The following is a 26,069-nucleotide window of genomic DNA, read 5'->3' as shown; positions in this document are numbered from 1 at the left end:
TCCTCCCCCTGGCTCCACCACCAGCCGTCGGTGCCGCAGAACTAGCGGCCACCGAGGTCTTGCTTGATGTGATCGATCAGGTCGAGAGACTCGGTGGCGCCGAGTGCCAGATCCGTGATCGTTTGAAAGCACTCCTGGTAACGGGCCAGCAGTTCCAGGTCTTCGCCACCGGTCATGCTGCCTGCGGCGTGCTCCAAATACAGCAGGTCGTCGTCGTCGGAGAAGCCCAATAGGACGAAGCTGCCGAGGGTGCTGTAGTGCGCTCCGGCCTTGAAGGGCAGTACCCGGATCGTGACGTTGTCGCGCGCGCTGAAGTCGAGCAGCTGCTGGAGCTGCCCGGCGAGCACCTCCACCCCTCCGATCTGTCGCCGTAGCGCAGCCTCATCCAGGACAAAGGTGGTGACGGGGCCGCCGGCGGAGGCGTCGAACATCCTCTCCTGCCGCTCCATCCTCAGATCCACGACCCGGCCCGCCCGTTCGGGACTCAGGCCGCGGGGGGCGAGGAGTGCCTCCGCGTAACCACGTGTCTGGAGGTGGCCGGGAACGACGATGGGGTGATAGGTGTGCAGAGACGTAGCGGCACTCTCATATCCCAGGTACTGGGCGAACTGGGGCGTGGCGACGTCGTGGTACTTGGACCACCAGCTGGGCCCCTTGCTTCCCCGGGCCGCGTCCTCGAGTTCGCGCCGGGTGGCGTCGTCGGTGATGTCGTACAACCCCATGAGGGCCCTCAGATCGCTGACGGAGACACTGACCGTGCCTGTCTCCACCCGGATGAGTTTCGACTGGGACCACTCCACCCGCTCAGCGGCCTCACGCTGGCTCATCCGGGCGCGCTCACGCGCCTGCCGCAGGGCAAGGCGTAGCTTTCGCCGGTTGAGGCTGGGGTCCACGGGGGGTGTCATCGCCGCTCCTTAGACGGTGCACGTACCCTGAACCTGAGCGGCCATGCACAGAAAGTTCCTAGCTCTTAGACCCAACCATTATGCATCGGCCAAAGAGAATAGAGCTGATAGGCATTGGCATGATCGCGCCATGGTGGTCATGAGGCGTGGACGACCCGACGAACCCACCGTGATCAGCGCTCCTGTCACCCTTCCCGTTGTTGAAACAACGCAGGACCGGTCGTACTTTCTCCGAAGTTGCATGACGGGCTTCCGAGTTGTGGAAGCAGGGAGCGCGGTCGGCGCGCGAAATTCATAACGGCGCACGGAAAGGCGCCGGGGCGCGCGAAAGAAGTGGCCTGTGTTCCTCAAGTTCCTTCAGAACCTGCCCGACTGATCGCGTGTCGTTCCGCTGTGGCCCCCGACGGGCCACTGCGCCAGTCGTTTACAAGTGAGCCAAGCGGCGCTACTTTCCACCTGGCGGGGTGGGAGCGCTCCCATGTGACGACGGACCGGAACCCGCCGCCCCTGAGTCGCCCCCACCCCGTTCATACCCGCACCCCCGCATCCACCGGCTGTACCTGTGTACCCGAAGGGTCGAATGTCATGATCCTGACAAAAACCGCCGCGCATCGACCGACGCGCCGATTAACGACCAGGGCTCTCCTCTTCGTCCTCGTCTCGCTCCTTGCCACCATCCCCGCCTTCGCCCTCGTCGTCACGGCAGGCGGCAAGGCGGAAGCCCACGGCACCCCCATGAAACCCGGCAGCCGCACCTTCCTCTGCTGGCAGGACGGCCTCACCAGCACCGGTGAGATCAAACCGATCAACCCGGCCTGCAAGGCGGCCCAACAGGTCAGTGGCACCACGCCGTTCTACAACTGGTTCTCCGTGCTGCGCTCCGACGGCGCCGGCCGCACCCGCGGCTTCGTCCCGGACGGTCAGCTGTGCAGCGGCGGCAACCCCAACTTCACCGGGTTCAACCTCCCCCGCAACGACTGGCCGCTCACCCATCTCACCTCGGGCGCGACCGTCGACTTCTCGTACAACGCCTGGGCGGCGCACCCGGGTTGGTTCTACGTCTACATCACCAAGGACGGCTTCGACCCGACCAAACCCCTCACCTGGGACGACATCGAGGACAGGCCCTTCCTCTCCGTCGACCACCCGCCCCTGAACGGCACCCCGGGCACGGTCGAGGCCAACTACTCCTGGACCGGGCAGCTCCCCGCCAACAAGTCCGGGCGCCACATCATCTACATGGTCTGGCAGCGCTCGGACAGCGCGGAGACCTTCTACTCCTGCTCCGACGTCGTCTTCGACGGCGGCCACGGCGAGGTCACGGGCATCCACGACCCGGGCAACCCGACCGACCCCGTACCGGGCAAGTGCGAGGCCGCCCGCAGGACCACCAACAGCTGGAGCGGCGGCTACCAGTCCGAGGTGACCGTCACCAACACCGGCGACGTGCCGATGCTGGGCTGGATGGTCGACTGGACGCTGCCGAGCGGCCAGAAGGTCGACAGTCTGTGGAACGGCAACGCGACCTACAGCGGGCGGGACGTGATGGTCCACAACGCCGACTGGAACGGTTCGCTGGATCCGGGGAAGAGCACGACCTTCGGATACGTCGTCGCGGGCGACGGCGGTGACACGGCGACGAGCCTGCCCTGCCGGGTCGGCTGAAACGCCGCTCAGGGCGGACCCGGTGGTGATGGGTCGTTCCACCGGGTCCGCGAGCCGGTGCAGGCCGGGGGAGTACCTGCCCGGGTGGTGCTGGCTTGTGGCGACACCGAGTGCGACGACAACGTTGTCGCATGGCCTGCACCAAACCCTACCGCCTCAACCGAATGCCCTGTCAAACCAGTTGACGCGGGCAGCCCCCAACGCTGCTGCTCAGGCGAGCAGTTCGAGCTCCGACACCACCGCCTCGCCGTCGAGGACCAGCCGGTACTTCCCGTATGTTCCCGGGGACCCCACCGTGAACGCGCGTGTCTGCCGGTCCCAGGTGAAGGACTCGCCGGACCGCTTGTCCAGGGTCCGCCAGGTGGTGCCGTCGTCGTCCGAGCCCTGGAGCGTCCAGCCGGTTGGCGCCGACGCGCGGTCGGACGACGAAGTCACCGTGTACTGAAGGCCCTTGACCGGCCCGGAGACCGGCAGGTCCACGGAGGTCACCGTCGCGTCCGTGGCCGAGGTGTTGTCGAACAGCGGCCCGGCACCCTTCAGCACGTCCGCCCGCGGCGTCGGCACCTTGTCGTCCTGGGTGATCGACACGGGAGCCGCGTTCCTGCCGGTGCCCCAGGAGGAGGGCTTCGAGCTCATGTCGAACTCCAGGACCCCGCCCTGCGCGAGCAGCGCGTGCGGAAGTGAAGTCGACGTCCAGGTACGGCCGTTGACCCGCAGCCCGTGCACGTACACGTTCCTCGTGCTGTTCCTCGGTGCCTTGACGACCAGGTCCTCGCCGTTCTCCAGGTGCACCGTCGCCTTCTTGAACAGCGGTGATCCGATGGCGTACTCGCCGCTGCCCATCACCAGCGGGTAGAACCCGAGCGCGGAGAAGAGGTACCAGGCCGACTGCTCGCCGTTGTCCTCGTCGCCGTGGTAGCCCTGCCCGATCTCGCTGCCGGTGTAGAGGCGGGAGAGCACCTCGCGGACGTTCTTCTGCGCCTTGTAGGGCTGCCCGGCGGCGTCGTACATGTAGATCACGTGGTGCGCGACCTGGTTGGAGTGCCCGTACATGCCCAGCCGGACGTCCCGCGCCTCCGTCATCTCGTGGATGACGCCGCCGTACGAGCCGACGAAGTCCGGGGAAGCCGTCTCGGGGGTGGCGAAGTACTCGTCGAGCTTGTCCGCGAGGCCGCCGCGGCCGCCGTAGAGGTTGGCGAGGCCCCGGCTGTCCTGCGGGGCGGTGAAGGCGTAGCCCCAGCCGTTGGTCTCCGTGTAGTCGTAGCCCCAGACGCGGGGGTCGTACTTGGCGGAGTCCACGCGCCAGTCGCCCTTGTCGTCCTTGCCCTGGAAGAAGCCGGCCTTGGAGTCGAACAGATCCACATAGTCCTGCGCGCGGTTGAGGAAGTACTCCGACTCCTCCCTGTAGTGCTTCTCGCCCGTCTTCTTGTAGAGCGCTTGACCCATCCGTGCGATGCCGTAGTCGTTGACGTAGCCCTCCATCGCCCACGACAGGCCCTCGTGCGTGTCGGTGCTCGTGTAGCCGAGGAAGGGCGAGGTGTCCATTCCCTTGCGGCCCACACCCGCCTCAGGGGGCACGACCGTCGCGTTCTTCAGGGCCGCGTCGTACGCCGCCTTCGCGTCGAAGCGGACGCCCTTGACGTACGCGTCCGCGAACGCCACGTCCGAGGAGGTGCCCGTCATCAGGTCCGCGTAGCCGGGGGAGGACCAGCGTGAGGTCCAGCCGCCGTCCTTGTACTGCTGGACGAAACCGTCGACCATCTCGCCCGCCTGAGAAGGCGTCAGGAAGGAGTACGCGGGCCAGGTCGTCCGATAGGTGTCCCAGAAGCCGTTGTTGACGTACACCTTGCCGTCCACGATCTTCGCGCCGGTGTGCGTCGGGGTGTCCTGGCTGGGCATCGGCGAGAACGGGGAGGCGTACTGGTACGTCGAACCGACCTTCTCGAAGCCGGAGTTGGGGTACAGGTAGAGCCGGTACATGGACGAGTACAGCGTGGTCAGCTGGTCCGGCGTCGCGCCCTCGACCTCCACCTTCCCGAGCAGGCGGTCCCAGATCCGCTGGGCGCGGTTCTTCACCATGTCGAAGGACGTGCCGTCCGGGATCTCCTGGCGGAGGTTGTCCTTGGCCTGGTCGACGCTGATGAGCGAGGTGGCCAGCCGCAGGGTGACCGCGTGGTCGTCGCCGGCGTCGAAGCGCAGATAGCCCTTGACCCCGCTCGACGACCCGTCCGTCACCTTCCTGTCGAAGACGCCGTACACGAACAGCCGGGTCGCGCCCGTCGACAGCCCGGACTTCACGTCCGAGTAGCCGGTGACGATCCCTTTGTCCTTGTCGAGCGTGAGCCCCGCCTGCTCCGTCACGTTGTCGAAGACCACGCTCGCGTCGTCGCCGGGGTAGGTGAACCGGAGCGCCGCCGCATGATCGGTCGGGGCCATCTCGGCCTTCAGACCGTTCTCGAACCGCACCCCGTAGTAGTACGGCCGCGCGGTCTCGTTCTCGTGCCGGAAGGCCAGCCCCCGGGCCTGGCGGCCGGTGTCCGGAGTGCCGGGGGCGGCCGACGGCATCACCTGGAAGGTCTGCCGGTCGCCCATCCACGGGCTCGGCTCGTGACTGGCGCTGAACGCCTGGATCGTCGGCAGGTTGTCGTCGTTGTTCGCACGTGCATAGTCGTACAGCCAGCTCAGCGAGGACGCGTTGGTCACCGGCGTCCAGAAGTTGAAGCCGTGCGGCACGGCGGTCGCGGGGAAGTCGTTGCCGCGTGAGAAGCCGCCGCTGGAGTTGGTGCCGCGGGTGGTGAGCGCGTAGTCGGACAGATGGGCCTTCGGCTGCTCGGGCGCCACCTGCTGGAGCGCGATGTCGTCCAGCCAGCCACGGAACTTCGCCGGGCCCCTGGGGGAGTCGTACGCCACCAGGATCCGGTCGACCGTCCTGCCGGCCGCGACCGATCCGATCCGCGAGGCCACGTTGTTCCACTGGTTGACGTAGAGGGCCTTCGAGGCGCCCTGGCCCTGCGGTGACAGCGTGAAGCCGTGCTGGTCCGTCGCGCCGAGATCGCTCAGATAGGTGCCGTCCGTGAAGGCGAGATCCACCGACACGTTCGTGGCGTCGTAGTCGCGGTCCCCGTCCGCCATCGACGGGAAGATCCGGTACGACAGCCGGGTGCCTGGGCCGACGGCCACGTTCACGTCGAAGACCTTGTTGTACGAGTACGCCCGCCCGTCGGCGGTGTGCCGTCCGGCGTAACGCAGGGCCCTCTTTCCGGTGAACCCTGCGCCCGCCTTGGCGGTGGGCGATCCGCTCGGACCGCGGTCCACCAGCGAGAGCATGTCCTGCGGGACGGGGCCGCCGCTGCCGCCCGTGGAGAACTGCACGTCGGCCAGCTGCAGGATGTCGTCCGCGCCGTTGTTCTTCGTGATGTCGAGCCGGAAGTGCTGGTACTCGGCCGGCTCGGCGAGGTCGTACGACCTCGTCTGGAAGCGCTCGGCGAAGGACTCGCCGGAGCGGCTGTCGACCGTCTTCCAGTCCTTGCCGTCCGTGGAGCCCTGCAGGGTCCAGTCCCTCGGATCGCGCTCGGCGAAGTCATTGGCCGAGGTGAGCGCGTAGGTCACCAGCTTGATCGGCTTGTCCAGGTCGAACTCCACCCAGCCGGTGGGATCGAAGGTCAGCCACTTGGTGCCGGACTCACCGTCGACGAGGTTCTCCTTCACCTCGCCGCCGCCCGCGTTCTCGGCACTGGCGCGCACGTCCGTGACATGGTCGGTGACATTGCCCGGGATGCCGGTGCTGTAGCCGCCGTCGACACCGGAGGCCCGCTTGCTGCCGTCCGCCGCGGTGTCGACGGTGTTGAGCCAGTCGGGCGCCGGGTCGCCCGCCTCGAAGGAGGAGGCGAACTCCCGGTCGGCCTTGGACGGCGCGTCGGGCAGGGCGACCGCCGCCCCCTGCGAGCCGACCGCCATGACAAAGGCGGCCGTGAGCACGACCGCCGGACCCCATCTGTGCCGAGCTCTGTGCCGCATACGCCGACACCCTCCCTGCGCTCCCTGCGCTTGTGGACAACGTTGTCAACTGTGACGCGCAGAGACCAGTAGTGGGTCAAGTGCTCAGTGATGTCAAGGGTGTTGACTGTGGCATTCGGGGCGTATGTCGCGGATTTTTCCGGCAAGGTGGCCACAGGCGGCTCATATTTCCTGGAGGTCTCAACTCGGATAAGACCATTGGCCAACCTTGCATTCGATCTTGCTCCGTTGGCGGGAAGTGGACTATACCTGTCGGCGATTCACCTGATCCGTTCTTCACCATCCGCACTTCCTGCACGACCCTGCTGACCTGACCGCGGTGCCGGGGAGGATCCGGTTCACCGCCTGAGTCCTGGAGAAGGCGAGGACTTGAGCATGGGATCCACTTCCGCCGAGAACACCGGCAACGCGGGTGTCGGCCGCCGCGATCTGATCAAGCGGTCTGCCGCGCTCGGACTGATCTCCGTACCCACGATGAGTTTCCTGTCGGCCTGCGCCAGCAGTGGCGGCGGCGACAATGGGAACAAGGCCAAGGCGGGCAAGAAGACCGCCAAGAACCCGCTGGGCGTGAACGACACCGCGGGTATGGAGTTCGTCCTGTTCGACGGCGGTTTCGGCAAGGAGTACGCCCAGGACGCCGTGAAGATCTACGAGAAGAACTTCCCCAAGGTGAAGGTGAAGTTCTCCGCCACCCAGAAGATCCAGTCCACACTCCAGCCCCGCTTCAACCAGGGCACCCCGCCGGACCTCATCGACAACTCCGGCGCCGAGCAGATGGACATGGGCGTCCTGGTCGGCAAGAAGCAGCTCGCCGACCTCACCCCGCTCCTCGACGCCCCGTCCTACGACGACCCGAACAAGAAGGTCCGCGACACGCTGCGCCCCGGCATCGTGGAGATGGGCCAGTTCGACGGCAACCCCGTCTGGATCATGTACTACGCCTACACGGTGTACGGCGTCTGGTACTCGCAGAAGGCGCTGGACTCGCTCGACGCCCAGTACCCGAAGACCTGGGACGAGATGCTCGCCGTGTGCGAGAAGGCCAAGAAGAAGGGCATGGCGGGCTGGACGTACGCGGGCAAGTACCCGTACTACATCCCGTTCTCGCTCTACCCGATGATCGGCAAGGTCGGCGGCCGCGAGGTCCTCGACGCCATCGACAACCTGGAGCCGAACGCCTGGAAGCACCCCGCCGTGAAGGCGTGTTTCGACGCCTACTACGAGCTCTACAAGAAGGGCTACATCCTCAAGGGCACCCCCGGCCTCGACCACATCCAGTCGCAGACGGCGTGGGCCAAGGGCAAGGCGCTGTTCATCCCGAACGGCTCCTGGGTGGAGAACGAGTCGGCGAACGTCATCCCGGCCGACTTCAACCTCGCGGTCTCCGCGCCCACCGGCATCGACAGCTCCGACAAGATGCCCTTCGGCACCATCTGGGCCTCCGGCGGCGAGCCCTTCATCGTCCCGGCCAAGGCGGCGAACCCCGAGGGCGGGATGGAGCAGCTGCGCATCATGCTCAGCGAGGCCTCCTCGAAGAACTTCACCACCAAGGTCAAGTCGCTGACCGCGTTCAACGGCGGCACCACCGGGATCTCCCTGACCCCGGGCCTGAAGTCCGGTGTCGCGGCGCTGAAGCTGGCCGGGGACAACGTCCTGAATCCGCGCCTCCAGGACTGGTACGTCCAGTTGCAGAAGGAGCAGATTGGTGTGGCGGGCCTCGGCGAGATGATGGCCGGCCGTCTCACCCCGGCCGAAGCCATCAAGAAGATCCAGGGCTTCGCCGACGCGGCCGCCAAGGACACGTCGATCAAGCACTACAAGCACCAGTGAGGGTCCGTCACCACCTGCAGCACAGGCAGCACCCGCCCAGAGATCGGGGTAGGTAGTAATGCAGCACGGCAAGTACCGGTTCATCGTGGGGTTTCTGGCGCTGCCCCTGGGGCTGTATGCGCTGTTTGTCGTCTGGCCGTTCATCCAGTCCATCTACTACTCGTTCACGGACTGGACCGGCCTGAGCCCCGAATTCAAGATGGTCGGCTTCGACAACTACAAAAGGATGCTCGACGACGAGATCTTCTGGAAGTCGTTGCAGCACAGCCTGCTGTTCGCGTTGGTGCTGCCGGTGGTGACGATCAGTCTGGCGTTGTTCTTCGCCTTCATGATCAATGTGGGCGGGCGGAGAAGGCGGGGCGGCCCGGTGATCTCCGGTGTCCGCGGTTCGTCCTTCTACAAAATCGTCTATTTCTTCCCGCAGGTGCTCTCGATCGCGATCGTGGCGCTGCTGTTCGCCTTCGCGTACAACCCGGACAGCGGCGCGATCAACTCCCTGCTGCGGGGAATCGGGCTCGACAGCGTCCAGCCGCTGTGGCTGGGCGACCCGAGCCTGGCCCTGTGGTGCGTGATGGCGGTGCTGGTCTGGTCCACGGTCGGGTTCTTCGTGGTCCTCTTCTCCGCCGGTATGGCCTCCATTCCGGCGGACCTGTACGAGGCCGCGCTGCTGGACGGGGCGAGCCGCGTCAGCACGTTCTTCCGGATCACCCTGCCCCTGTTGTGGGACACCGTGCAGTCCGGCTGGGTCTACATGGGCATCCTCGCGCTGGGAGCCGAGTCGTTCGCGGTCGTACAGATCATGACGACCGGGCCCGGTGGTCCCGACTACTCGACCACCGTCATGGTCCTGTACGTGTACCAGAAGGCGTTCCGGGACGGACAGGCCGCCTACGCGACCACCATCGGCGTCGCCCTGCTCGTCGTCACGCTGGCCTTCGCGGCGATCGTGATGCGGCTGGGCCGGCGCGAGCGGCTGGAGTACTGATCACATGAAGACGACCGACACCCCCGCCTCCGTACCGGCCGAGTCCGGCGCCTCCGTCTCCAAGGTCGACGCCCCGGCCACCGCGCCCGCGAAGGAGAAGAAGGAGGGCAACGTCCTCAACGTCTTCTCCCACGGGATGCTCGTCCTGTGGGCGTTCATGGTGGTCATGCCGCTGCTGTGGGCGGTGATGACGTCCTTCAAGGACGACAGCTCCATCTTCAGCTCGCCCTGGGCGCTGCCGGACAAGCTGCACTTCGACAACTGGGCGCGGGCCTGGACCGACGCCAACATGAGCGACTACTTCCTCAACACCATTCTGGTGGTGGGCGGTTCGCTCATCGGCACGCTGGTGCTGGGCTCCATGGCGGCATATGTGCTCGCCCGGTTCGACTTCCCGGGCAACCGCTTCATCTACTTCCTCTTCATCGGCGGCATGAGCTTCCCGATCATGCTGGCGCTGGTCCCGTTGTTCTACGTCGTGAACAACATGGGCCTCCTGAACACCATCCACGGCCTGATCCTGGTCTACATCGCCTACTCGCTGCCGTTCACGGTCTTCTTCCTGACGGCGTTCTTCCGCACCCTGCCGACCTCGGTCGCGGAGGCGGCGTTCGTCGACGGGGCCTCGCACAGCCGGACGTTCTTCCAGATCATGCTGCCGATGGCCAAGCCCGGTCTGATCAGCGTGGGGATCTTCAACTTCCTCGGGCAGTGGAACCAGTACATGCTGCCGACGGTGCTCAACACCGACCCGGACAAGCGCGTGCTCACCCAGGGCCTGGTGCAGCTGGCGGCCAGCCAGGGCTACAAGGGCGACTGGTCCGGGCTCTTCGCCGGCCTGGTGATGGCGATGCTGCCGGTGCTGGCGGCGTACATCATCTTCCAGCGGCAGGTGGTGCAGGGGCTGACGGCGGGCGCGCTGAAGTAGCGCTCCGACGCCCGGTGTGCGCGTCGTTCCCCGGCCTGGGGGGCACGGCGCGCACATCTCTGTGTGCGGGTGCCCGGGTGGGTTCAAGGGCCCGGAAACAGTTCAACCTCTTGACGGGAGGCGACCCGAACGGCTCAGCTTAGAGTTCACTAGTTGGACATAGACGGGGCCTCATTGAAGCGGTCCCGCGCGCAGGAGGTCGTCGTGGAGACTCCGGGGTCGCAGTCGTCGCTGCACCGAGCCAACCTGGAGCGGGTCGTACGGGCCGTCCGGCTGGCCGGGTCACTCACGCAGGCGGAGATCGCGAGGACCACGGGGCTGTCCGCGGCAACGGTCTCCAACATCGTCCGCGAGCTCAAGGACGGCGGAACGGTCGAGGTCACGCCCACATCGGCGGGTGGCCGAAGAGCTCGCAGCGTCTCGCTCAGCGGCGACGCCGGGATCGTCATCGGTGTGGACTTCGGGCATACGCATTTGCGCGTCGCGGTCGGAAACCTCGCCCACCAGGTGCTGGCCGAGGAGTCCGAGCCGCTGGACGTGGACGCCTCTTCGTCGCAGGGCTTCGACCGGGCGGAAGAGCTGGTCAATCGCCTGATTGCAGCAACCGGTGTCGACCGGTCCAAAGTCGCGGGCGTGGGCCTCGGCGTGCCCGGTCCGATCGACGTCGAGTCCGGCACTCTCGGCTCGTCCGCGATCCTGCCCGGCTGGATCGGCACGAAGCCCGCCGAGGAGCTGCGGGGGCGGCTCGGCGTGCCCGTTCACGTGGACAACGACGCCAACCTCGGCGCCCTCGGCGAGCTGGTCTGGGGCAGTGGCCGGGGGGTCAGGGACCTGGCGTACATCAAGGTCGCGAGCGGTGTCGGCGCGGGTCTGGTGATCAACGGGAAGATCTATCGGGGTCCCGGCGGCACCGCGGGAGAAATCGGACATATTACACTCGATGAATCGGGCCCTGTCTGCCGCTGCGGTAACCGGGGATGCCTGGAAACCTTTGCGGCAGCGCGCTACGTGCTTCCGTTGCTCCAGTCGAGCCACGGCACCGACCTGACGATGGAAGGCGTCGTGCGGCTGGCCAGGGACGGAGACCCGGGCTGCCGTCGGGTGATCGCCGACGTCGGCCGTCACATCGGTTCTGGAGTCGCCAATCTCTGCAATCTGCTGAACCCGAGCCGGGTGGTCCTCGGTGGTGATCTCGCCGAGGCCGGTGAGCTGTTGCTCGGTCCGATCAGGGAGTCCGTCGGCCGCTATGCGATCCCCAGTGCAGCGCGCCAACTGTCCGTTCTCCCGGGGGCACTTGGGGGTCGTGCGGAGGTGCTCGGAGCGCTCGCTCTCGCGCTCAGCGAGATGGGCGATTCGACCCTTTTGGACGGCACCTTGTCGACTGCGACACCTGCCTTCACTTAGAGAACGCATGACGCCGTTGCCATCTCGTTAAGTATTTACTTCTTGACGTCGCACGTGTGGCCGAGTTGACTTCCAGCCACCTCGGCCGCAGCGTTGCGGCCCTGTCAGGGAGGCACCCCCAAATGAACGCAACGATGCGTAGAGTCGTGATCGGCACGGCCGCGGTTTCGATGGCACTGTCCATGGCCGCCTGCGGCAAGGCCGGTGACAAGAAGAACGACTCCGGCAGCTCGAGCTCCGGCGGCACCAAGGCCTCGATCGGCCTGCTTCTTCCCGACAACACGCAGACCCGTTACGAGCAGTTCGACCGGCCGCTGTTCGAGGCCAAGGTCAAGGAGCTGTGCTCCGGCTGCACCGTGCAGTACGCCAACGCCAACGCCGACGCGGCCAAGCAGGCGCAGCAGGTCAGCAGCATGATCACCAAGGGCGTCAAGGTCATCGTGATCAGCGCCCAGGACTCCGCGGCCATCAAGTCCTCGATCCAGACCGCGGTCAACAAGGGCATCAAGGTCGTCGCCTACGACCGTCTCGCGCAGGGCCCGGTCTCCGCGTACATCTCCTTCGACAACGTCAAGGTCGGCGCCCTGCAGGGCCAGGCGCTGCTCACCTCGCTGGGTTCCAAGGCGACCAAGAGCTCCAAGGTCGTCATGATCAACGGTGACGACGCCGACCCGAACGCCGCGCAGTTCAAGAAGGGCGCGCACCAGGCCCTCGACGGCAAGGTGAACATCGCCTACGAGCAGTCCGGCCTCTGGAAGGACACCGTCGCCGCCCAGAAGATGTCCGCGGCCATCACCCAGCTCGGTGCCAAGAACATCGCGGGTGTCTACTCCGCCAACGACAGCATGGCCGGTGGCATCGCCAACACCCTCAAGGGCGCCGGTATCTCCGGTATCCCGCTGACCGGTCAGGACGCGGAGCTCGCCGCCATCCAGCGCATCCTCGCCGGCAGCCAGTCGAGCACCGTCTACAAGGCCTACAAGCCGGAGGCCGAGGGCGCTGCCACGCTCGCCGTCGACCTGGCCCAGGGCAAGAGCATCTCCTCCCTCGCCACCACGACGCTGACCAGCGGCTCCGGCGACAAGGTGCCCTCGCAGCTGCTGACCCCGGTCTCGGTCACCAAGGCCAACATCAAGGACACGGTCGTCAAGGACGGGCTGTACACCGTCCAGCAGATCTGCACCCCCGCCTACGCCAAGGCGTGCGCGGCCGCAGGCCTCAAGTAGACGCCGCACCCGAGTGACCGCCCGGACCCCCGGGCGGTCCTTCGACCCGTGACCGCCCAGCGGTCCCGCGAAGCCTGTCCGGCGCCCGCCCCGGCCCAACCACCCCGCTGCCGGGACGGGCGCCGGACGGAACCGTTGCCAAGCGCAGCGGATTCGCGCATGTTCATCTTGTAAACCGCGTGCGTTCGCGCACGCCTCTCCGCGCACTACCCCAAGCGCGGCATCCCCGCCGGTCAGGCGGCGAAGGAGATGGTTCACGTGTCCGCTACGCCCGTGCTGGCGTTGCGCGGAGTCTCCAAGCGGTTCGGTGCGGTCCAGGCCCTCACCGACGTAGAGCTGGAGGTCCACGCCGGCGAAGTCGTCGCCCTGGTCGGTGACAACGGCGCAGGAAAGTCGACCCTGGTCAAGACGATCGCAGGTGTCCACCCCATCGATGAGGGCGTCATCGAGTGGGAGGGCAACCCGGTCAGCATCAACAAGCCGCACGACGCCCAGGGTCTCGGTGTCGCGACCGTCTACCAGGACCTCGCCCTGTGCGACAACCTCGACGTGGTCGGCAACCTCTATCTCGGACGTGAGCTGCTGCACCGCGGCGCCATCGACGAGGTGACGATGGAGAAGAACGCCCGGGAGCTGCTGTCCACGCTCTCCATCCGCATCCCGAGCGTCCGCATCCCGATCGCGAGCCTCTCCGGCGGTCAGCGCCAGGTCGTCGCCATCGCCCGCGCGCTGATCGGCGACCCGAAGGTCGTCATCCTCGACGAGCCCACCGCCGCCCTCGGCGTCGAGCAGACCGCCCAGGTCCTCGACCTGGTCGAGCGGCTGCGCGAGCGTGACCTCGGCGTCATCCTCATCAGCCACAACATGGCCGACGTCAAGGCGGTCGCGGACACCGTCGCCGTTCTGCGCCTGGGCAGGAACAACGGCTCCTTCCCCGTGAAGGACACCAGCCACGAAGAGATCATCGCCGCGATCACGGGTGCCACGGACAACGCCGTGACCCGTCGTGCGGGGCGTCGCAGCACGGAGGCGGCAAAGTGAGCGACACGTCCAAGGTTTCCAAGACGGACGCCGCGCCGGAGCAGCAGTCAACGACTCCGGCGGACGACCCGACGGCCGCTCCGGTCGCCGTCGTCGACCCGCGGCTGCTGGTCCGCGAAGAGGGCTTCAAGGGCTACCTCACCGAGTTCAAGCGCAAGGTGAAGGGCGGCGAGCTGGGCTCGCTGCCGGTGGTCATCGGGCTGATCGTCATCTGGACGATCTTCCAGCTGAAGAACGACCGCTTCCTCAGCGCGGACAACCTCTCCAACATCAGCTACTACATGTCGGCCACCGGCATGCTCGCCATCGGCCTGGTGTTCGTGCTGCTGCTCGGTGAGATCGACCTCTCCGTCGGCTCGGTCAGCGGCCTGGCCTCGACGATCTTCGCCGTGTTCGTGGTCCAGCACGGAATGAACGACTGGCTCGCGCTGGTCCTGACCATCCTCACCGGCATCGGTATCGGCGCACTGCACGGATTCTTCTTCGCAAGGATCGGGGTGCCGGCCTTCGTCGTGACCCTCGCCGGCTTCCTGGGCTGGAACGGTCTGATGCTGTGGCTGCTGGGCTCCAGCGGCACCATCAACATCCCGGCCGACACCGGCCCCGTGCACCTCTTCGGCCAGAACTCCTTCTTCATGGACCAGGCCGTCATCGGTGCCTACCTGCTGGCGGGCCTCGGCGTCGTCCTGTCCCTCGTGGGCCAGTTCAACGAGCAGCGCCGCCGCCGGGCCGCCGGGGTGCCCTTCCGTCCCACCAGCGAGATCCTGGTGCGCGTCGCTCTGCTCGGTGTGGCGTCCTTCGTGGCCGCGGCCGTGCTGAACAACGCCGCCGGTGTCTCCAACGCCCTGGTGATCTTCCTCGCCTGCCTCGTGGTCGTCGACTTCGTACTGCGGCGCACCACCTACGGCCGCAAGGTGTTCGCGGTCGGCGGCGGCATCGAGGCGGCGCGCCGTGCGGGCATCAGCGTGCCCATGGTCCGTATCACCGTGTTCTCCATCTCCGGCATGTTCGCGGCGATCGGCGGCATGTTCTTCGCCGGCCAGACCGCGAGCGCGACGCTGACCGCCGGTGGCGGCAACACGCTGATGCTCGCCATCGCGGCGGCGGTCATCGGTGGTACGTCGCTGTTCGGCGGCCGGGGTTCGGTGTGGTCCGCCCTGCTGGGCATGCTGGTCATCCAGTCGATCCAGACCGGTCTGGACCTGCTCAACATGAACACGTCCATCCAGTACATGATCACGGGTGCGGTTCTGCTCGGTGCGGTGGTCATTGACTCCGTCAGCCGTCGGAGCCAGAAGGCTGCGGGGCGCGCGTAACGCTCCGCGGTCGTGCCGTAGGGGTGCGGTGGTATTGCGGGTGCCGGCCGTTTGTGGCTGGTCGCGCAGTTCCCCGCGCCCCTGAAGGGGCCGCAGGCGGCCCCAGTTGTCGGCCGTGTGTGGCTGGTCGCGCCCGTGCGGCGGTAGTCGCACATCGATACACCCCCGCGCCCCTGACGGGGCGCTCCTGGTGCCCGGTGCCTCATAGGCGCCGGGCATTGTCGTGTCATAGGCCTGGCCGATCTTGGGTACAGCCGATCGCGTGACCTATCACGCACTGCCCGGGCGTCGTCCGCACAGGCGGAACATTAGACTCGGTGAGCCCGGCAACAGCTCTACTGCAAGGAGGCACGGGTGCCGCTGCTGACCCGCATCAGGGGACCGCGCGATCTGGACCGGCTCAGCCTGGAGCAGCTGGACCAGCTGGCAGAGGAGATCCGGACCTTCCTCGTCGACGCCGTCTCCAAGACCGGCGGCCACCTCGGCCCCAACCTGGGCGTCGTCGAGCTCACCATCGCCCTGCACCGCGTCTTCGACTCCCCGAAGGACAAGGTGCTGTGGGACACGGGCCACCAGTCCTATGTGCACAAACTGCTGACCGGCCGCCAGGACTTCGCGAAGCTGAAACAGAAGGGCGGCCTGTCCGGCTACCCCTCGCAGGCCGAGTCCGAGCACGATGTCATCGAGAACAGCCACGCCTCCACGGTGCTCGGCTGGGCCGACGGCCTCGCCAAGGCCAACCAGATCCTGGAGCGCGACGACCACGTGGTCGCCGTGATCGGTGACGGCGCCCTGACCGGCGGCATGGCCTGGGAGGCCCTCAACAACATCGCCGACGCCAAGGACCGCCCCCTCGTCATCGTCGTCAACGACAACGAGCGGTCGTACGCCCCGACCATCGGCGGCCTCGCCAACCACCTGGCGACTCTTCGTACGACCGACGGGTACGAGCGGTTCCTGGCCCGCGGCAAGGACCTCCTGGAGCGCACGCCCGTCGTCGGCCGGCCGCTCTACGAGACCCTGCACGGCGCGAAGAAGGGCCTCAAGGACTTCATCGCCCCGCAGGGCATGTTCGAGGACCTCGGCCTGAAGTACGTCGGCCCCATCGACGGTCACGACATCGAGGCCCTGGAGTCGGCGCTGGCGCGCGCCAAGCGGTTCGGCGGCCCGGTGATCGTGCACTGCCTCACCGAGAAGGGCCGCGGCTACCAGCCCGCCCTCCAGGACGAGGCCGACCGCTTCCACGGCATCGGCCCCATCCACCCCGACACCGGCCTGCCCATCAAGGCCTCCGGCGCCGACTGGACCTCCGTCTTCGGCGACGAGATGGTGCAACTCGGCAAGGAGCGCAAGGACATCGTCGCCATCACGGCGGCGATGCTGCAGCCGGTCGGCCTGAAGAAGTTCGCGGACGCCTTCCCGAAGCGGATCTACGACGTCGGTATCGCCGAGCAGCACGCGGCCGTCTCCGCGGCGGGCCTCGCCACCGGCGGACTGCACCCCGTCTTCGCCGTCTACGCGACATTCCTCAACCGGGCCTTCGACCAGGTCCTGATGGACGTCGCCCTGCACAAGTGCGGTGTCACCTTCGTCCTGGACCGGGCCGGCATCACCGGCACCGACGGCCCCTCCCACAACGGCATGTGGGACATGTCGATCCTCCAGGTCGTACCGGGCCTCAGGCTCGCCGCGCCGCGCGACGCCGACCAGGTGCGGGCGCAGCTGCGGGAGGCCGTCGAGGTCGAGGACGCGCCGACCGTGGTGCGCTTCTCCAAGGGCGCCGTCGGGCCCGCCGTACCCGCCGTGGGACGGGTGGGCGGCATGGACGTCCTGCGCGAGCCCGGCACGGACACCCCGGACGTGCTGCTCGTCTCCGTGGGCGCCCTGGCCCCCATGTGCCTGGAGATCGCCTCCTTGCTCGACAAGCAGGGCATCTCCACCACCGTGGTCGACCCGCGCTGGGTCAAGCCCGTCGACGAGGCCATGGCGCCGCTCGCGGAGCGGCACCGCGTGGTCGTCACCGTCGAGGACAACTCCCGTGTCGGCGGTGTCGGTTCGGCGATCGCGCAGGCCCTGCGCGACGCGGGCGTCGACGTACCGCTGCGCGACTTCGGCATCCCGCCGCGCTTCCTCGACCACGCCTCCCGCGCCGAGGTCATGACGGAGATCGGGCTCACCGCCCCCGACATCGCCCGCCAGGTCACCGGCCTGGTCTCCAAGCTGGACGGCCGCTTCAACCGTGAGGCGGCCGAGGTCGACGCGGTGGAGCCCGCGCGCGACTGACCCACCTGATACGACCGGATGGGCCGCTTCCACCACCGCCAGGGGTGGTGAAAGCGGCCCATCTGCGTGAATCCGTCCGCGCCGGGGCATACGCAGTACGCCCCCTCTCGATCATGTCGAGGACGACGAAGCGTGGGAGGTAAGCCCGTGAGCAGCACCCTCTTCCGGACGAAGAAGGTCGAGCAGTCCATCCTCGATACCGAGGAACCCGAGCACGCGCTCAAGAAATCCCTGTCCGCGCTCGATCTGACGGTCTTCGGCGTCGGCGTCATCATCGGCACCGGCATCTTCGTTCTCACCGGCACGGTGGCCAAGAACAACGCGGGCCCGGCCGTCGCCCTGGCCTTCGTCGCGGCCGGCGTCGCCTGCGGGCTCGCCGCTCTCTGCTACGCCGAGTTCGCCTCCACGGTCCCGGTGGCCGGCTCGGCCTACACCTTCTCGTACGCCTCCCTGGGCGAACTGCCCGCCTGGATCATCGGCTGGGACCTGGTCCTGGAGTTCGCGCTCGGCACGGCGGTGGTGGCCGTCGGCTGGTCCGGGTACATCGCCTCGCTCCTCGACAACGCCGGCTGGCATCTGCCCGAGAGGCTGAGCGGCAGGGAGGGGGCGCACGGCTTCGGCTTCGACATCCTCGCCGCCGCCCTCGTCCTGGTGCTGACGGCGATCCTCGTGGTGGGCACGAAGCTCTCCGCGCGGGTCACCTCCGTCGTCGTCGCCATCAAGGTGACCGTCGTCCTGACCGTGATCGTCGCGGGCCTGTTCTTCGTCAAGGGCGACAACTACCAGCCGTTCATCCCCAAGTCGCAGACCGTGGAGGCGGGCGGCAGCCTCAAGGCCCCGCTCATCCAGCTGATGTTCGGCTGGGCGCCCTCCAACTTCGGCGTGATGGGCATCTTCACCGCGGCCTCCGTCGTCTTCTTCGCGTTCATCGGCTTCGACGTCGTCGCCACGGCCGCCGAGGAGACCAGGAACCCGCAGCGGGACATGCCGCGCGGCATCCTCGGCTCGCTCGTCATCTGCACGGTGCTGTACGTCGCCGTGTCGATCGTCGTCACCGGCATGGAGCACTACACCAAGCTCTCCGTGAGTGCCCCGCTCGCCGACGCCTTCAAGGCCACCGGGCACCCCTGGTTCGCGGGCTTCATCAGCTTCGGCGCCGCCGTCGGGCTGACGACGGTCTGCATGATCCTGCTCCTCGGCCAGACCCGGGTCTTCTTCGCGATGAGCCGCGACGGACTGCTGCCGCGCTTCTTCTCGCACGTCCACCCGCGGTTCAAGACTCCCCACCGGCCGACCATCCTGCTGGGCGGGATCATCGCGATCGTCGCGGGCTTCACCAGCCTCAGCGAACTCGCGGAACTGGTGAACATCGGCACGCTCTTCGCCTTCGTCGTCGTCGCGATCGGCGTGATCATCCTCCGCAACACCCGCCCCGACCTGCACCGCGCCTTCCGCACCCCGTGGGTCCCGGTCATCCCGATCCTGTCGGTGTGCGCCTCGCTGTGGCTGATGCTGAACCTGCCCGCCGAGACCTGGCTCCGGTTCGCCATCTGGATGGTGATCGGCTTCGTCGTGTACTTCCTCTACGGCCGCTCCCACAGCCGTCTGGCGCGGGGCGAGAAGACGGGGGTCGGTGAGGTCCTCAAGCCGCCGGGGGGCGGGCAGGGGGCGTAGCCGACTCCCTTGTCACGCAGGCCTGACGGTACGAGGTCCCGAGACCTCCGCCCCCAACTCCCGTACCCGCCGCCGCAGTTCCCGGTCCGCGGTCACCACCAGGACCGGGCGTTCCCCCGCCCCGGCGACCAGGTCGACCATGTGGTCGTCCCCGCTGCCCGGCGCCGACTCCACCCGGACGCCGGGCACCGTCTCCACCCCGCGCGCCGCCCCCTCCACCACCAGGACGATCTCCACGGGCCCGGAGTGGCCCGGGAGACCGTCGGTGGCGAGCCGGTCGCGCAGGCGTTCCGCGGCCCCCCGCCGGTCACGCCACCAGCCGTCGGGTACCGACCCGACGACGTTCGCGGCATCCACGATCACGAGCAGGGGGTCGCTCTCAGTCATGCGGCAAGGTTCGCACAGCTGCCGCTGCCGTCCGCCAGGGCCGGTCCGGCGGACCAGCTCGGCGTCGCCGCGTTGTCGTCGCTTGCGGACGTCCCCACTCTCGACTTCGTTCGAGCGGGGGGACCCCAGCGCGTCGCCCGCCGCGGCAGCGGCTGATGTCACAGCCTCCTCCGCCCTGCGGCTGCAGGTACCGGATTGCGTAGTTCCTCATCGCCGACCTGATCCGCCGGACAGCCCCTGGTCCACCGGCTTCTCGTCGAAGCTGGCGAAGTACGCGGCGGCCATGTCCTCGTCGCCGTGGCCCTGCTCGGCGGCCCGTTCCATGCGTGCGGCGGTCGCGGCGGCGACGTCCAGACGGACACCGTTCCGCTGCCCGGCCTCGACGATCAGACGGGCGTCCTTGGCGGCCGTGGCCACCGCGAACTGGGCCGGGGACAACCGACTGTCGAGGACCAGCGACGCCTTGGCCCTGAGGTAGCCCATGTCGAGCGGGCCGCCCGCGATCAGGTCGAAGAAGTTCTGCGGATCGACGCCCAGGGCCTGGGACAGGGCCAGCACCTCGCCGGTCGCCGCGGTCGCGGCGAGAACCCAGCTGTTGGCGACCAGCTTCAGCCGGCTCGCGCTGCCGGCCGCGCCGTCGTCCCCGGTCCACAGCGTGCGGGCGCCCACCGCGTCGAACACCGGCTCCACCGCGGCCCGGCCCTCGACGGGCCCGGCGGCCAGCACGGTCAGCTGCCCGGCCTCCGCGGGCTGGCGGGTACCGAGCACCGGGGCGTCGTAGAAGACGAGCCCGTGCTCGGCGGCGAACGCGGCCAGGTCCGCGATCGCCTCGATGCCGGCCGTGGTCGACTGCACCCAGGCGGCGCCGGAGCGCAGCGCGGGGGCGGCCTCGCGCATGACGTCCAGGGCGGCCGGACCGTCGTAGAGCATGGTCAGGACGACATCGGCGCCCTGGACGGCCTCGGCGGGTGTGCTCGCGATGTGCGCTCCGTCGGCGGCGAGCGGCTCGGCCTTGGCGCGGGTGCGGTTCCAGGCGCGGACGGAGTGGCCGGCGCGGGCGAGGTTGCGGGCCATGGCGGCGCCCATGATGCCGGTGCCGAGGACGCTCACGGTGAGCTGGTCGGTCATGAGATCGGCTTCCTTCTCGCTGTTGCTGTGGTTGCTGAGGAACAGCTTGCCCGCTCGGCGTCCGGACGCACGCACCAGGACGTAGGCCCTGCCGGTTGGATCAGCTCGGCGTCGCGGGGTCTGGCATGCGCTCTCCTACTGCCTCAAAGGCGTGGGGGACCCCGCTCGGGGAGGCTGCAAGGCACCGCTCCCTGCAGCCGACCTGATCCGAACGACAGGGCCTGGGGGCCGGGCCGCGGCCCGCGTGTCGCCCGGCTTAGAGTGAAGCGGTGAACGGCGACTGGCTCCTGCGCGGCCGTGACGGCCGGCTCAGTGTCTACCTCCCCGCGGACGACGCCCTCCTGTGCCGGGCGGAACGCTCACCCGGCGGCCCCTGGACGGCCGCGCACCGGGTCGGCGGCGAGCAGACGCTGCACTCGTCACCCGCGGTCGGACAGGGCAGCGACTCCTACGCCCATCTGGTCTCCTGGCGGCCCACCGTGCCCGGCGAGGCCGGTCTCGTGCACTCCACCCACTTCCGGCCCCGGCTCGCCGCCCTCGACTGGTCGCCCATCGGGCACCCGGACAAGAAGGGAGCCCTCACCGGCCCGCCCGCCGTCGCGGTCGACGCCGAGGGGCGCGCCCATGTCTTCGTCCGCAACAACGGCGGCGGCGTGAGCATGGTCGCGCAGAAGGAGAAGGGCGGCTGGGACCCCTGGCGGGACCTCAAGGGACGTGACGTGCAAGGGGAGTTGGCGGCGGTCACGGGGGAGTCGGGGCGCGTCGAGGTGTACGCGGCCGTCCCCGGCGGCATGCTGCACTGGCGGCAGGAGGAGGCGGGCGCCCAGCCGGTTCTGGAGGAGGCGATGGAGGCGCCGGTCCGCCCGGACACCCTGTACGCGCTGGCCACCTCCCCGGACAGTACGACGCTCTTCTACACCGACGAGTCGGGAGACCTGTGCGCCTGGCGCCCCGGCGCCAAGCCCGTCACCCTGCTGCCCTCCGCCGGGCCCGGCCCCGTCTGCGCGGTGCGCTGCGAACTCGACGGCCACGACTGCACGTTGCTCGCGCAGCGCTCGGCGAGCGGTCGGGTCGCCTTCGCCGCGTACCCGACCGAGGAGGAGTCGGCGGGCGCCTGGTGGACCGAGTCGGGCGCGGCCCTGCCCGCGGACGCCGCGGTGTCCCTCGCGGTGGACGAGGACGGCCGCGTGGTGGCGGCAACGTTGTCCCCGTCGACCGGACGACTCCTGCTCACCCGCCGCAAGGACGAGCCGGGGCTGGCGCTGGAGGCCTGGCGGGAGGCGTGATCGCCGCTGCCCCGAGGCGGCCGGGACCGGCATGCACCATGATGGCCGCCGTGGACACCGAGACACTCATCGACGCCTGGCGGCGTCTCCTCAGCGGCTCCGGAAAGTCATGGGTGCTGTTCGAGCACGGCACCTGCGTGGTGATCGAAGAGCCCACCGGAGAACTCGCCGAGCGGGCCACCGAGACCCTGCGGGAGTTCGGACCTGTGCAGGTGGCGACCTCGGCCGGCGACTTCCGTGTGCTGGAACTCAAGAACGGCGAAGGGTGGCTGGTGACCGGCCACCACCCGGACGTCGTCACCTTCGTCGCGCTCGACGAGTCCGCCGACCCCTCGCACCTCGCCGTCGGCATCCACGGCCGCTCCAAACGCGACCAGGACGCCACCGAGTTGCATGTCATCCACGTCGAGGACAACCGCCCGCCGGCGGAATGAAAATGCCGGTGCCCGGCACATCGACCGATGTGCCGGGCACCGTACGTCCGAACGGGGACCGCTACGCCGGGACGCTCGCCACACCCGGAGCCAGGAACTTCTTGCCGTTCACGCGCTCGGAGACACCCTCGCGGTCCAGGTACGGCGTGATGCCGCCCAGGTGGAAGGGCCAGCCGGCGCCCGTGATCAGGCAGAGGTCGATGTCCTGGGCCTCGGCGACGACGCCCTCGTCGAGCATGAGCCCGATCTCCTGCGCCACCGCGTCCAGAACACGCTCGCGGACCTGCTCCTCGGTCAGGACGACATCGCCCTGCTTGAGCAGCGCCGCGACCTCGGGGTCCAGCTCCGGCTTGCCGGAGTCGTAGACGTAGAAGCCGCGCTTGCCCGCCTTGACGACGGCCGCGAGGTTCGGGGAGACCGTGAAGCGGTCCGGGAAGGCCCGGTTGAGGGTCTCCGAGACGTGCAGACCGATCGCGGGACCGACCAGTTCCAGGAGCACCAGCGGGGACATCGGCAGACCGAGCGGCTCGACGGCCTTCTCGGCGACCTCGACCGGGGTGCCCTCGTCGATGACGTTCTGGATCTCGCCCATGAAGCGGGTGAGGATGCGGTTCACGACGAACGCCGGGGCGTCCTTCACCAGCACCGCGGTCTTCTTCAGCTTCTTGGCGACGGCGAAGGCCGTGGCCAGGGAGGCGTCGTCGGTCTGCTCGCCGCGGACGATCTCAAGCAGCGGCAGGATCGCGACCGGGTTGAAGAAGTGGAAGCCCACGACCCGCTCGGGGTTCTTCAGCTTCGACGCCATCTCGGAGACGGACAGCGAGGAGGTGTTGGTGGCGAGGATCGCGTGCGCCGGGGCGACCGCCTCGACCTCCGCGAACACCTGCTGCTTGACGCCGATCTCCTCGAAGACGGCCTCGATGATGAAGTCGGCGTCGGAGAAGCCCTCGGCCTTGTCCAGCACACCGGTGACCAGGGCCTTGAGGCGGTTGGCCTTGTCCTGGTTGATACGGCCCTTGCCGAGCAGCTTGTCGATCTCGGCGTGGACGTAGCCCACACCCTTGTCGACGCGCTCCTGGTCGATGTCGGTCAGCACGACCGGCACCTCCAGGCGGCGCAGGAAGAGAAGAGCCAGCTGCGAGGCCATCAGACCGGCACCGACGACACCGACCTTGGTGACCGGACGCGCCAGGTTCTTGTCCGGGGCACCGGCGGGACGCTTGCCGCGCTTCTGCACCAGGTTGAACGCGTAGATGCCGGCGCGCAGTTCGCCACCCATGATCAGGTCGGCGAGCGCCTTGTCCTCGGCGTCGTAACCCTGCTGCAGGTCGCCGTTCTTGGCGGCGGCGATGATGTCGAGGGCACGGTAGGCGGCCGGGGCGGCGCCGTGCACCTTGCTGTCCGCGATGAAGCGGCCCTTGGCGACGGCCTGGTCCCAGGCCTCACCGCGGTCGATCACCGGACGCTCGACCTCGACGTCGCCCTTCAGCACCTGGGCGGTCCAGATCAGCGACTGCTCCAGGAAGTCGGCGCCCTCGAAGATCGCGTCCGCGATACCGAGGTCGAAGACCTGCTGGCCCTTGAGCTGCTTGTTCTGGTTGAGGCTGTTCTCGATGATCACCGAGACGGCCTTGTCGGCACCGATCAGGTTGGGCAGGATCGTGCAGCCGCCCCAGCCCGGAACCAGACCGAGGAAGACCTCGGGCAGCGAGAACGCCGGAAGCGCCTTGCTGACGGTCCGGTACTTGCAGTGCAGACCGACCTCGACGCCGCCGCCCATGGCGGCACCGTTGTAGTACGCGAAGGTCGGCACCGCGAGGCCCGACAGCCGCTTGAAGACCTCGTGGCCGCCCTTGCCGATGGCGAGTGCGTCCTTGTGCTCCTTCAGCAGCTCGACGCCCTTGAGGTCGGCGCCGACCGCGAAGATGAACGGCTTGCCGGTGATGCCGACACCGACGATCTCGCCGGCTGAGGCCTCCTTCTCGACCTGGTCGATGGCGGTGTTGAGGTTCGCCAGCGAGGCCGGGCCGAAGGTGGTCGGCTTGGTGTGGTCGAAGCCGTTGTCCAGCGTGATGAGCGCGAAGCGCCCGGCGCCGAACGGCAGGTCGAGGTGGCGTACGTGCGCGGACGTCACGACCTCGTCGGGGAACAGATCGGCCGCGCCCTTCAGGAGTTCGGTGGTGCTCACTTGTTGCCTCCGGCGTCCTTGTGGTTCGGGTTCTCCCAGATCACCGTGGCGCCCATGCCGAAGCCGACACACATGGTGGTGAGGCCGTAACGGACCTCCGGCTGCTCCTCGAACTGGCGGGCCAGCTGCGTCATCAGACGGACGCCGGAGGAGGCCAGCGGGTGGCCGTACGCGATCGCGCCGCCGTACTGGTTGACGCGGGCGTCGTCGTCGGCGATGCCGTAGTGCTCCAGGAAGGCGAGCACCTGGACGGCGAAGGCCTCGTTGATCTCGAAGAGGTTGATGTCCTCGATCGACAGACCGGCCTTGGCGAGGGCCTTCTCGGTCGCCGGGATCGGGCCGTAGCCCATGACCTCCGGCTCGACGCCGGCGAAGGCGTACGAGACCAGGCGCATCTTGACCGGCAGGTTGTTCTCGCGGGCGAAGTCCTCGGAGGCGATGATCGAGGCGGTCGCACCGTCGTTCAGACCGGCCGCGTTGCCGGCGGTGACCCGGCCGTGCACACGGAACGGCGTCTTCAGTCCGGAGAGGTTCTCCAGGGTGGTGCCGGGACGCATCGGCTCGTCGGCGGTGACCAGGCCCCAGCCCGTCTCACCGGCCTCGGCGTTCGTCCGGCGCACCGAGATCGGCACCAGGTCCTGCTGGATCTTGCCGTTGGCGTACGCCTTGGCGGCCTTCTCCTGCGAGCGCACGGCGTACTCGTCGGCGCGCAGCTTGGTGATCGTCGGGTAGCGGTCGTGCAGGTTCTCCGCGGTCATGCCCATGAACAGCGCGGACTCGTCGACCAGCTTCTCGCTGACGAAGCGCGGGTTCGGGTCCACGCCCTCGCCCATCGGGTGGCGGCCCATGTGCTCGACACCACCGGCGATGACGGCGTCGTACGCACCGAAGGCGATCGAACCGGCGGTGGTGGTCACGGCGGTCAGCGCACCGGCACACATCCGGTCGATGGAGTAGCCCGGGACCGACTGCGGCAGCCCGGCGAGGATGCCGGCCGTGCGGCCGAGGGTGAGCCCCTGGTCACCGATCTGCGTGGTCGCGGCGATGGCGACCTCGTCGATCTTCTTGGGGTCGAGACCGGGGTTGCGGCGCAGCAGCTCCCGGATCGCCTTCACGACAAGGTCGTCGGCACGGGTCTCGTGGTAGATGCCCTTCGGGCCCGCCTTGCCGAACGGGGTACGGACGCCGTCGACGAAGACGACGTCCCTGACGGTACGAGGCACGATGGCTCTCCTCCAGATGCGGGATGGCACTGCTGCGGCACGCATGCGCTGAGCGCGCGCTCAGGACCCATGCTACTTACGGGTAACGTAGCTGCACAGTCCTGGGGGGTGGAGCGGCGAAGGTCACATCAAAAACTGGCAGTCCTGCA

Annotated in this window: 18 protein-coding genes; 12 read left to right on the top strand and 6 right to left on the bottom strand. The window is 68.2% G+C overall.

Annotation, left to right across the window (positions count from 1 at the left end; all coding sequences use genetic code 11):
• Positions 1-41: 41 nt before the first annotated feature.
• On the bottom strand, positions 42-905 hold the full coding sequence (locus ACWDAG_RS18840) for a helix-turn-helix domain-containing protein (protein WP_450696710.1): 864 nt from the start codon (positions 903-905) through the stop codon (positions 42-44).
• 585 nt (positions 906-1,490) lie between these two features.
• Here ACWDAG_RS18840 and ACWDAG_RS18835 point away from each other — a divergent pair.
• Positions 1,491-2,570, top strand: coding sequence for a lytic polysaccharide monooxygenase auxiliary activity family 9 protein (locus tag ACWDAG_RS18835; RefSeq protein ID WP_450696709.1), 1,080 nt, complete (start codon positions 1,491-1,493; stop codon positions 2,568-2,570).
• Positions 2,571-2,780: 210 nt separating this feature from the next.
• Here ACWDAG_RS18835 and ACWDAG_RS18830 read toward each other — a convergent pair whose 3' ends face one another.
• Positions 2,781-6,587 (bottom strand): GH92 family glycosyl hydrolase, encoded by a 3,807-nt coding sequence (locus tag ACWDAG_RS18830; protein WP_450696708.1) that lies wholly within the window; start codon positions 6,585-6,587, stop codon positions 2,781-2,783.
• A 375-nt stretch (positions 6,588-6,962) separates the two neighbouring features.
• On the opposite strand from ACWDAG_RS18830, the gene ngcE reads away from it, so the two are divergent.
• From ngcE to ACWDAG_RS18785, 9 genes are all read left to right on the top strand, one after another.
• The gene (gene ngcE / locus ACWDAG_RS18825) at positions 6,963-8,417 is read left to right on the top strand and encodes an N-acetylglucosamine/diacetylchitobiose ABC transporter substrate-binding protein (RefSeq protein WP_450696707.1); all 1,455 of its coding nucleotides are present in this window, start codon (positions 6,963-6,965) and stop codon (positions 8,415-8,417) included.
• 58 nt (positions 8,418-8,475) lie between these two features.
• Positions 8,476-9,402: a carbohydrate ABC transporter permease gene (locus ACWDAG_RS18820; RefSeq protein WP_450696706.1), complete on the top strand. Its 927-nt coding sequence runs from the start codon at positions 8,476-8,478 to the stop codon at positions 9,400-9,402.
• 4 nt (positions 9,403-9,406) lie between these two features.
• Positions 9,407-10,330 carry a carbohydrate ABC transporter permease gene (locus tag ACWDAG_RS18815; protein ID WP_450696705.1) on the top strand — a complete coding sequence of 308 codons (924 nt, stop codon included), beginning with the start codon at positions 9,407-9,409 and terminating at the stop codon, positions 10,328-10,330.
• Positions 10,331-10,534: 204 nt separating this feature from the next.
• Positions 10,535-11,734 carry an ROK family transcriptional regulator gene (locus tag ACWDAG_RS18810; protein ID WP_450696704.1) on the top strand — a complete coding sequence of 400 codons (1,200 nt, stop codon included), beginning with the start codon at positions 10,535-10,537 and terminating at the stop codon, positions 11,732-11,734.
• Between the two features lie 134 nt (positions 11,735-11,868).
• Positions 11,869-12,960, top strand: a complete 1,092-nt coding sequence (locus ACWDAG_RS18805; protein ID WP_450696703.1) for a sugar ABC transporter substrate-binding protein — start codon at positions 11,869-11,871, stop codon at positions 12,958-12,960.
• A 249-nt stretch (positions 12,961-13,209) separates the two neighbouring features.
• Positions 13,210-14,001, top strand: coding sequence for an ATP-binding cassette domain-containing protein (locus ACWDAG_RS18800; protein ID WP_351467770.1), 792 nt, complete (start codon positions 13,210-13,212; stop codon positions 13,999-14,001).
• Positions 13,998-15,317: a sugar ABC transporter permease gene (locus ACWDAG_RS18795; protein WP_450696702.1), complete on the top strand. Its 1,320-nt coding sequence runs from the start codon at positions 13,998-14,000 to the stop codon at positions 15,315-15,317. Before ACWDAG_RS18800 ends, ACWDAG_RS18795 begins: the two co-directional genes overlap by 4 nt.
• Before the next feature lie 354 nt (positions 15,318-15,671).
• Positions 15,672-17,600, top strand: a complete 1,929-nt coding sequence (dxs, locus tag ACWDAG_RS18790) for a 1-deoxy-D-xylulose-5-phosphate synthase (RefSeq protein ID WP_450696701.1) — start codon at positions 15,672-15,674, stop codon at positions 17,598-17,600.
• 147 nt (positions 17,601-17,747) lie between these two features.
• A complete protein-coding gene (locus ACWDAG_RS18785; RefSeq protein WP_450696700.1) occupies positions 17,748-19,274 on the top strand; it encodes an amino acid permease in 1,527 nt (508 codons plus the stop codon).
• Positions 19,275-19,286: 12 nt separating this feature from the next.
• Here ACWDAG_RS18785 and ACWDAG_RS18780 read toward each other — a convergent pair whose 3' ends face one another.
• The gene (locus ACWDAG_RS18780) at positions 19,287-19,661 is read right to left on the bottom strand and encodes an NTP pyrophosphohydrolase (RefSeq protein WP_450696699.1); all 375 of its coding nucleotides are present in this window, start codon (positions 19,659-19,661) and stop codon (positions 19,287-19,289) included.
• A gap of 207 nt (positions 19,662-19,868) precedes the next feature.
• Positions 19,869-20,789 carry an NAD(P)-dependent oxidoreductase gene (locus ACWDAG_RS18775; RefSeq protein ID WP_450696698.1) on the bottom strand — a complete coding sequence of 307 codons (921 nt, stop codon included), beginning with the start codon at positions 20,787-20,789 and terminating at the stop codon, positions 19,869-19,871.
• A 269-nt stretch (positions 20,790-21,058) separates the two neighbouring features.
• Between ACWDAG_RS18775 and ACWDAG_RS18770 the strand changes: the two genes are divergently transcribed.
• On the top strand, positions 21,059-22,075 hold the full coding sequence (locus tag ACWDAG_RS18770; protein ID WP_450696697.1) for a hypothetical protein: 1,017 nt from the start codon (positions 21,059-21,061) through the stop codon (positions 22,073-22,075).
• 41 nt (positions 22,076-22,116) lie between these two features.
• Positions 22,117-22,509: a hypothetical protein gene (locus ACWDAG_RS18765; protein WP_450696849.1), complete on the top strand. Its 393-nt coding sequence runs from the start codon at positions 22,117-22,119 to the stop codon at positions 22,507-22,509.
• 61 nt (positions 22,510-22,570) lie between these two features.
• Here ACWDAG_RS18765 and ACWDAG_RS18760 read toward each other — a convergent pair whose 3' ends face one another.
• Both ACWDAG_RS18760 and ACWDAG_RS18755 read right to left on the bottom strand, forming a co-directional pair.
• Positions 22,571-24,697, bottom strand: a complete 2,127-nt coding sequence (locus ACWDAG_RS18760) for a 3-hydroxyacyl-CoA dehydrogenase NAD-binding domain-containing protein (RefSeq protein ID WP_450696696.1) — start codon at positions 24,695-24,697, stop codon at positions 22,571-22,573.
• A complete protein-coding gene (locus tag ACWDAG_RS18755) occupies positions 24,694-25,920 on the bottom strand; it encodes a thiolase family protein (RefSeq protein ID WP_450696695.1) in 1,227 nt (408 codons plus the stop codon). Before ACWDAG_RS18755 ends, ACWDAG_RS18760 begins: the two co-directional genes overlap by 4 nt.
• Positions 25,921-26,069 lie beyond the last annotated feature (149 nt).

The sequence above is a fragment of the Streptomyces sp. NPDC001157 genome, from assembly GCF_053598255.1.
Note: the sequence above shows the minus strand (reverse complement) of the source record. Positions and strands in the feature narration are given on the sequence as shown.

What these genes read in the sequence shown, in the direction of transcription:
- ACWDAG_RS18840 (WP_450696710.1), bottom strand. Translation starts at nt 905, where the DNA reads ATGACACCCCCCGTGGACCCCAGCCTCAACCGGCGAAAGCTACGCCTT.
- ACWDAG_RS18835 (WP_450696709.1), top strand. Translation starts at nt 1,491, where the DNA reads ATGATCCTGACAAAAACCGCCGCGCATCGACCGACGCGCCGATTAACG.
- ACWDAG_RS18830 (WP_450696708.1), bottom strand. Translation starts at nt 6,587, where the DNA reads ATGCGGCACAGAGCTCGGCACAGATGGGGTCCGGCGGTCGTGCTCACG.
- ngcE (WP_450696707.1), top strand. Translation starts at nt 6,963, where the DNA reads ATGGGATCCACTTCCGCCGAGAACACCGGCAACGCGGGTGTCGGCCGC.
- ACWDAG_RS18820 (WP_450696706.1), top strand. Translation starts at nt 8,476, where the DNA reads ATGCAGCACGGCAAGTACCGGTTCATCGTGGGGTTTCTGGCGCTGCCC.
- ACWDAG_RS18815 (WP_450696705.1), top strand. Translation starts at nt 9,407, where the DNA reads ATGAAGACGACCGACACCCCCGCCTCCGTACCGGCCGAGTCCGGCGCC.
- ACWDAG_RS18805 (WP_450696703.1), top strand. Translation starts at nt 11,869, where the DNA reads ATGCGTAGAGTCGTGATCGGCACGGCCGCGGTTTCGATGGCACTGTCC.
- ACWDAG_RS18800 (WP_351467770.1), top strand. Translation starts at nt 13,210, where the DNA reads ATGGTTCACGTGTCCGCTACGCCCGTGCTGGCGTTGCGCGGAGTCTCC.
- ACWDAG_RS18780 (WP_450696699.1), bottom strand. Translation starts at nt 19,661, where the DNA reads ATGACTGAGAGCGACCCCCTGCTCGTGATCGTGGATGCCGCGAACGTC.
- ACWDAG_RS18775 (WP_450696698.1), bottom strand. Translation starts at nt 20,789, where the DNA reads ATGACCGACCAGCTCACCGTGAGCGTCCTCGGCACCGGCATCATGGGC.
- ACWDAG_RS18765 (WP_450696849.1), top strand. Translation starts at nt 22,117, where the DNA reads ATGGCCGCCGTGGACACCGAGACACTCATCGACGCCTGGCGGCGTCTC.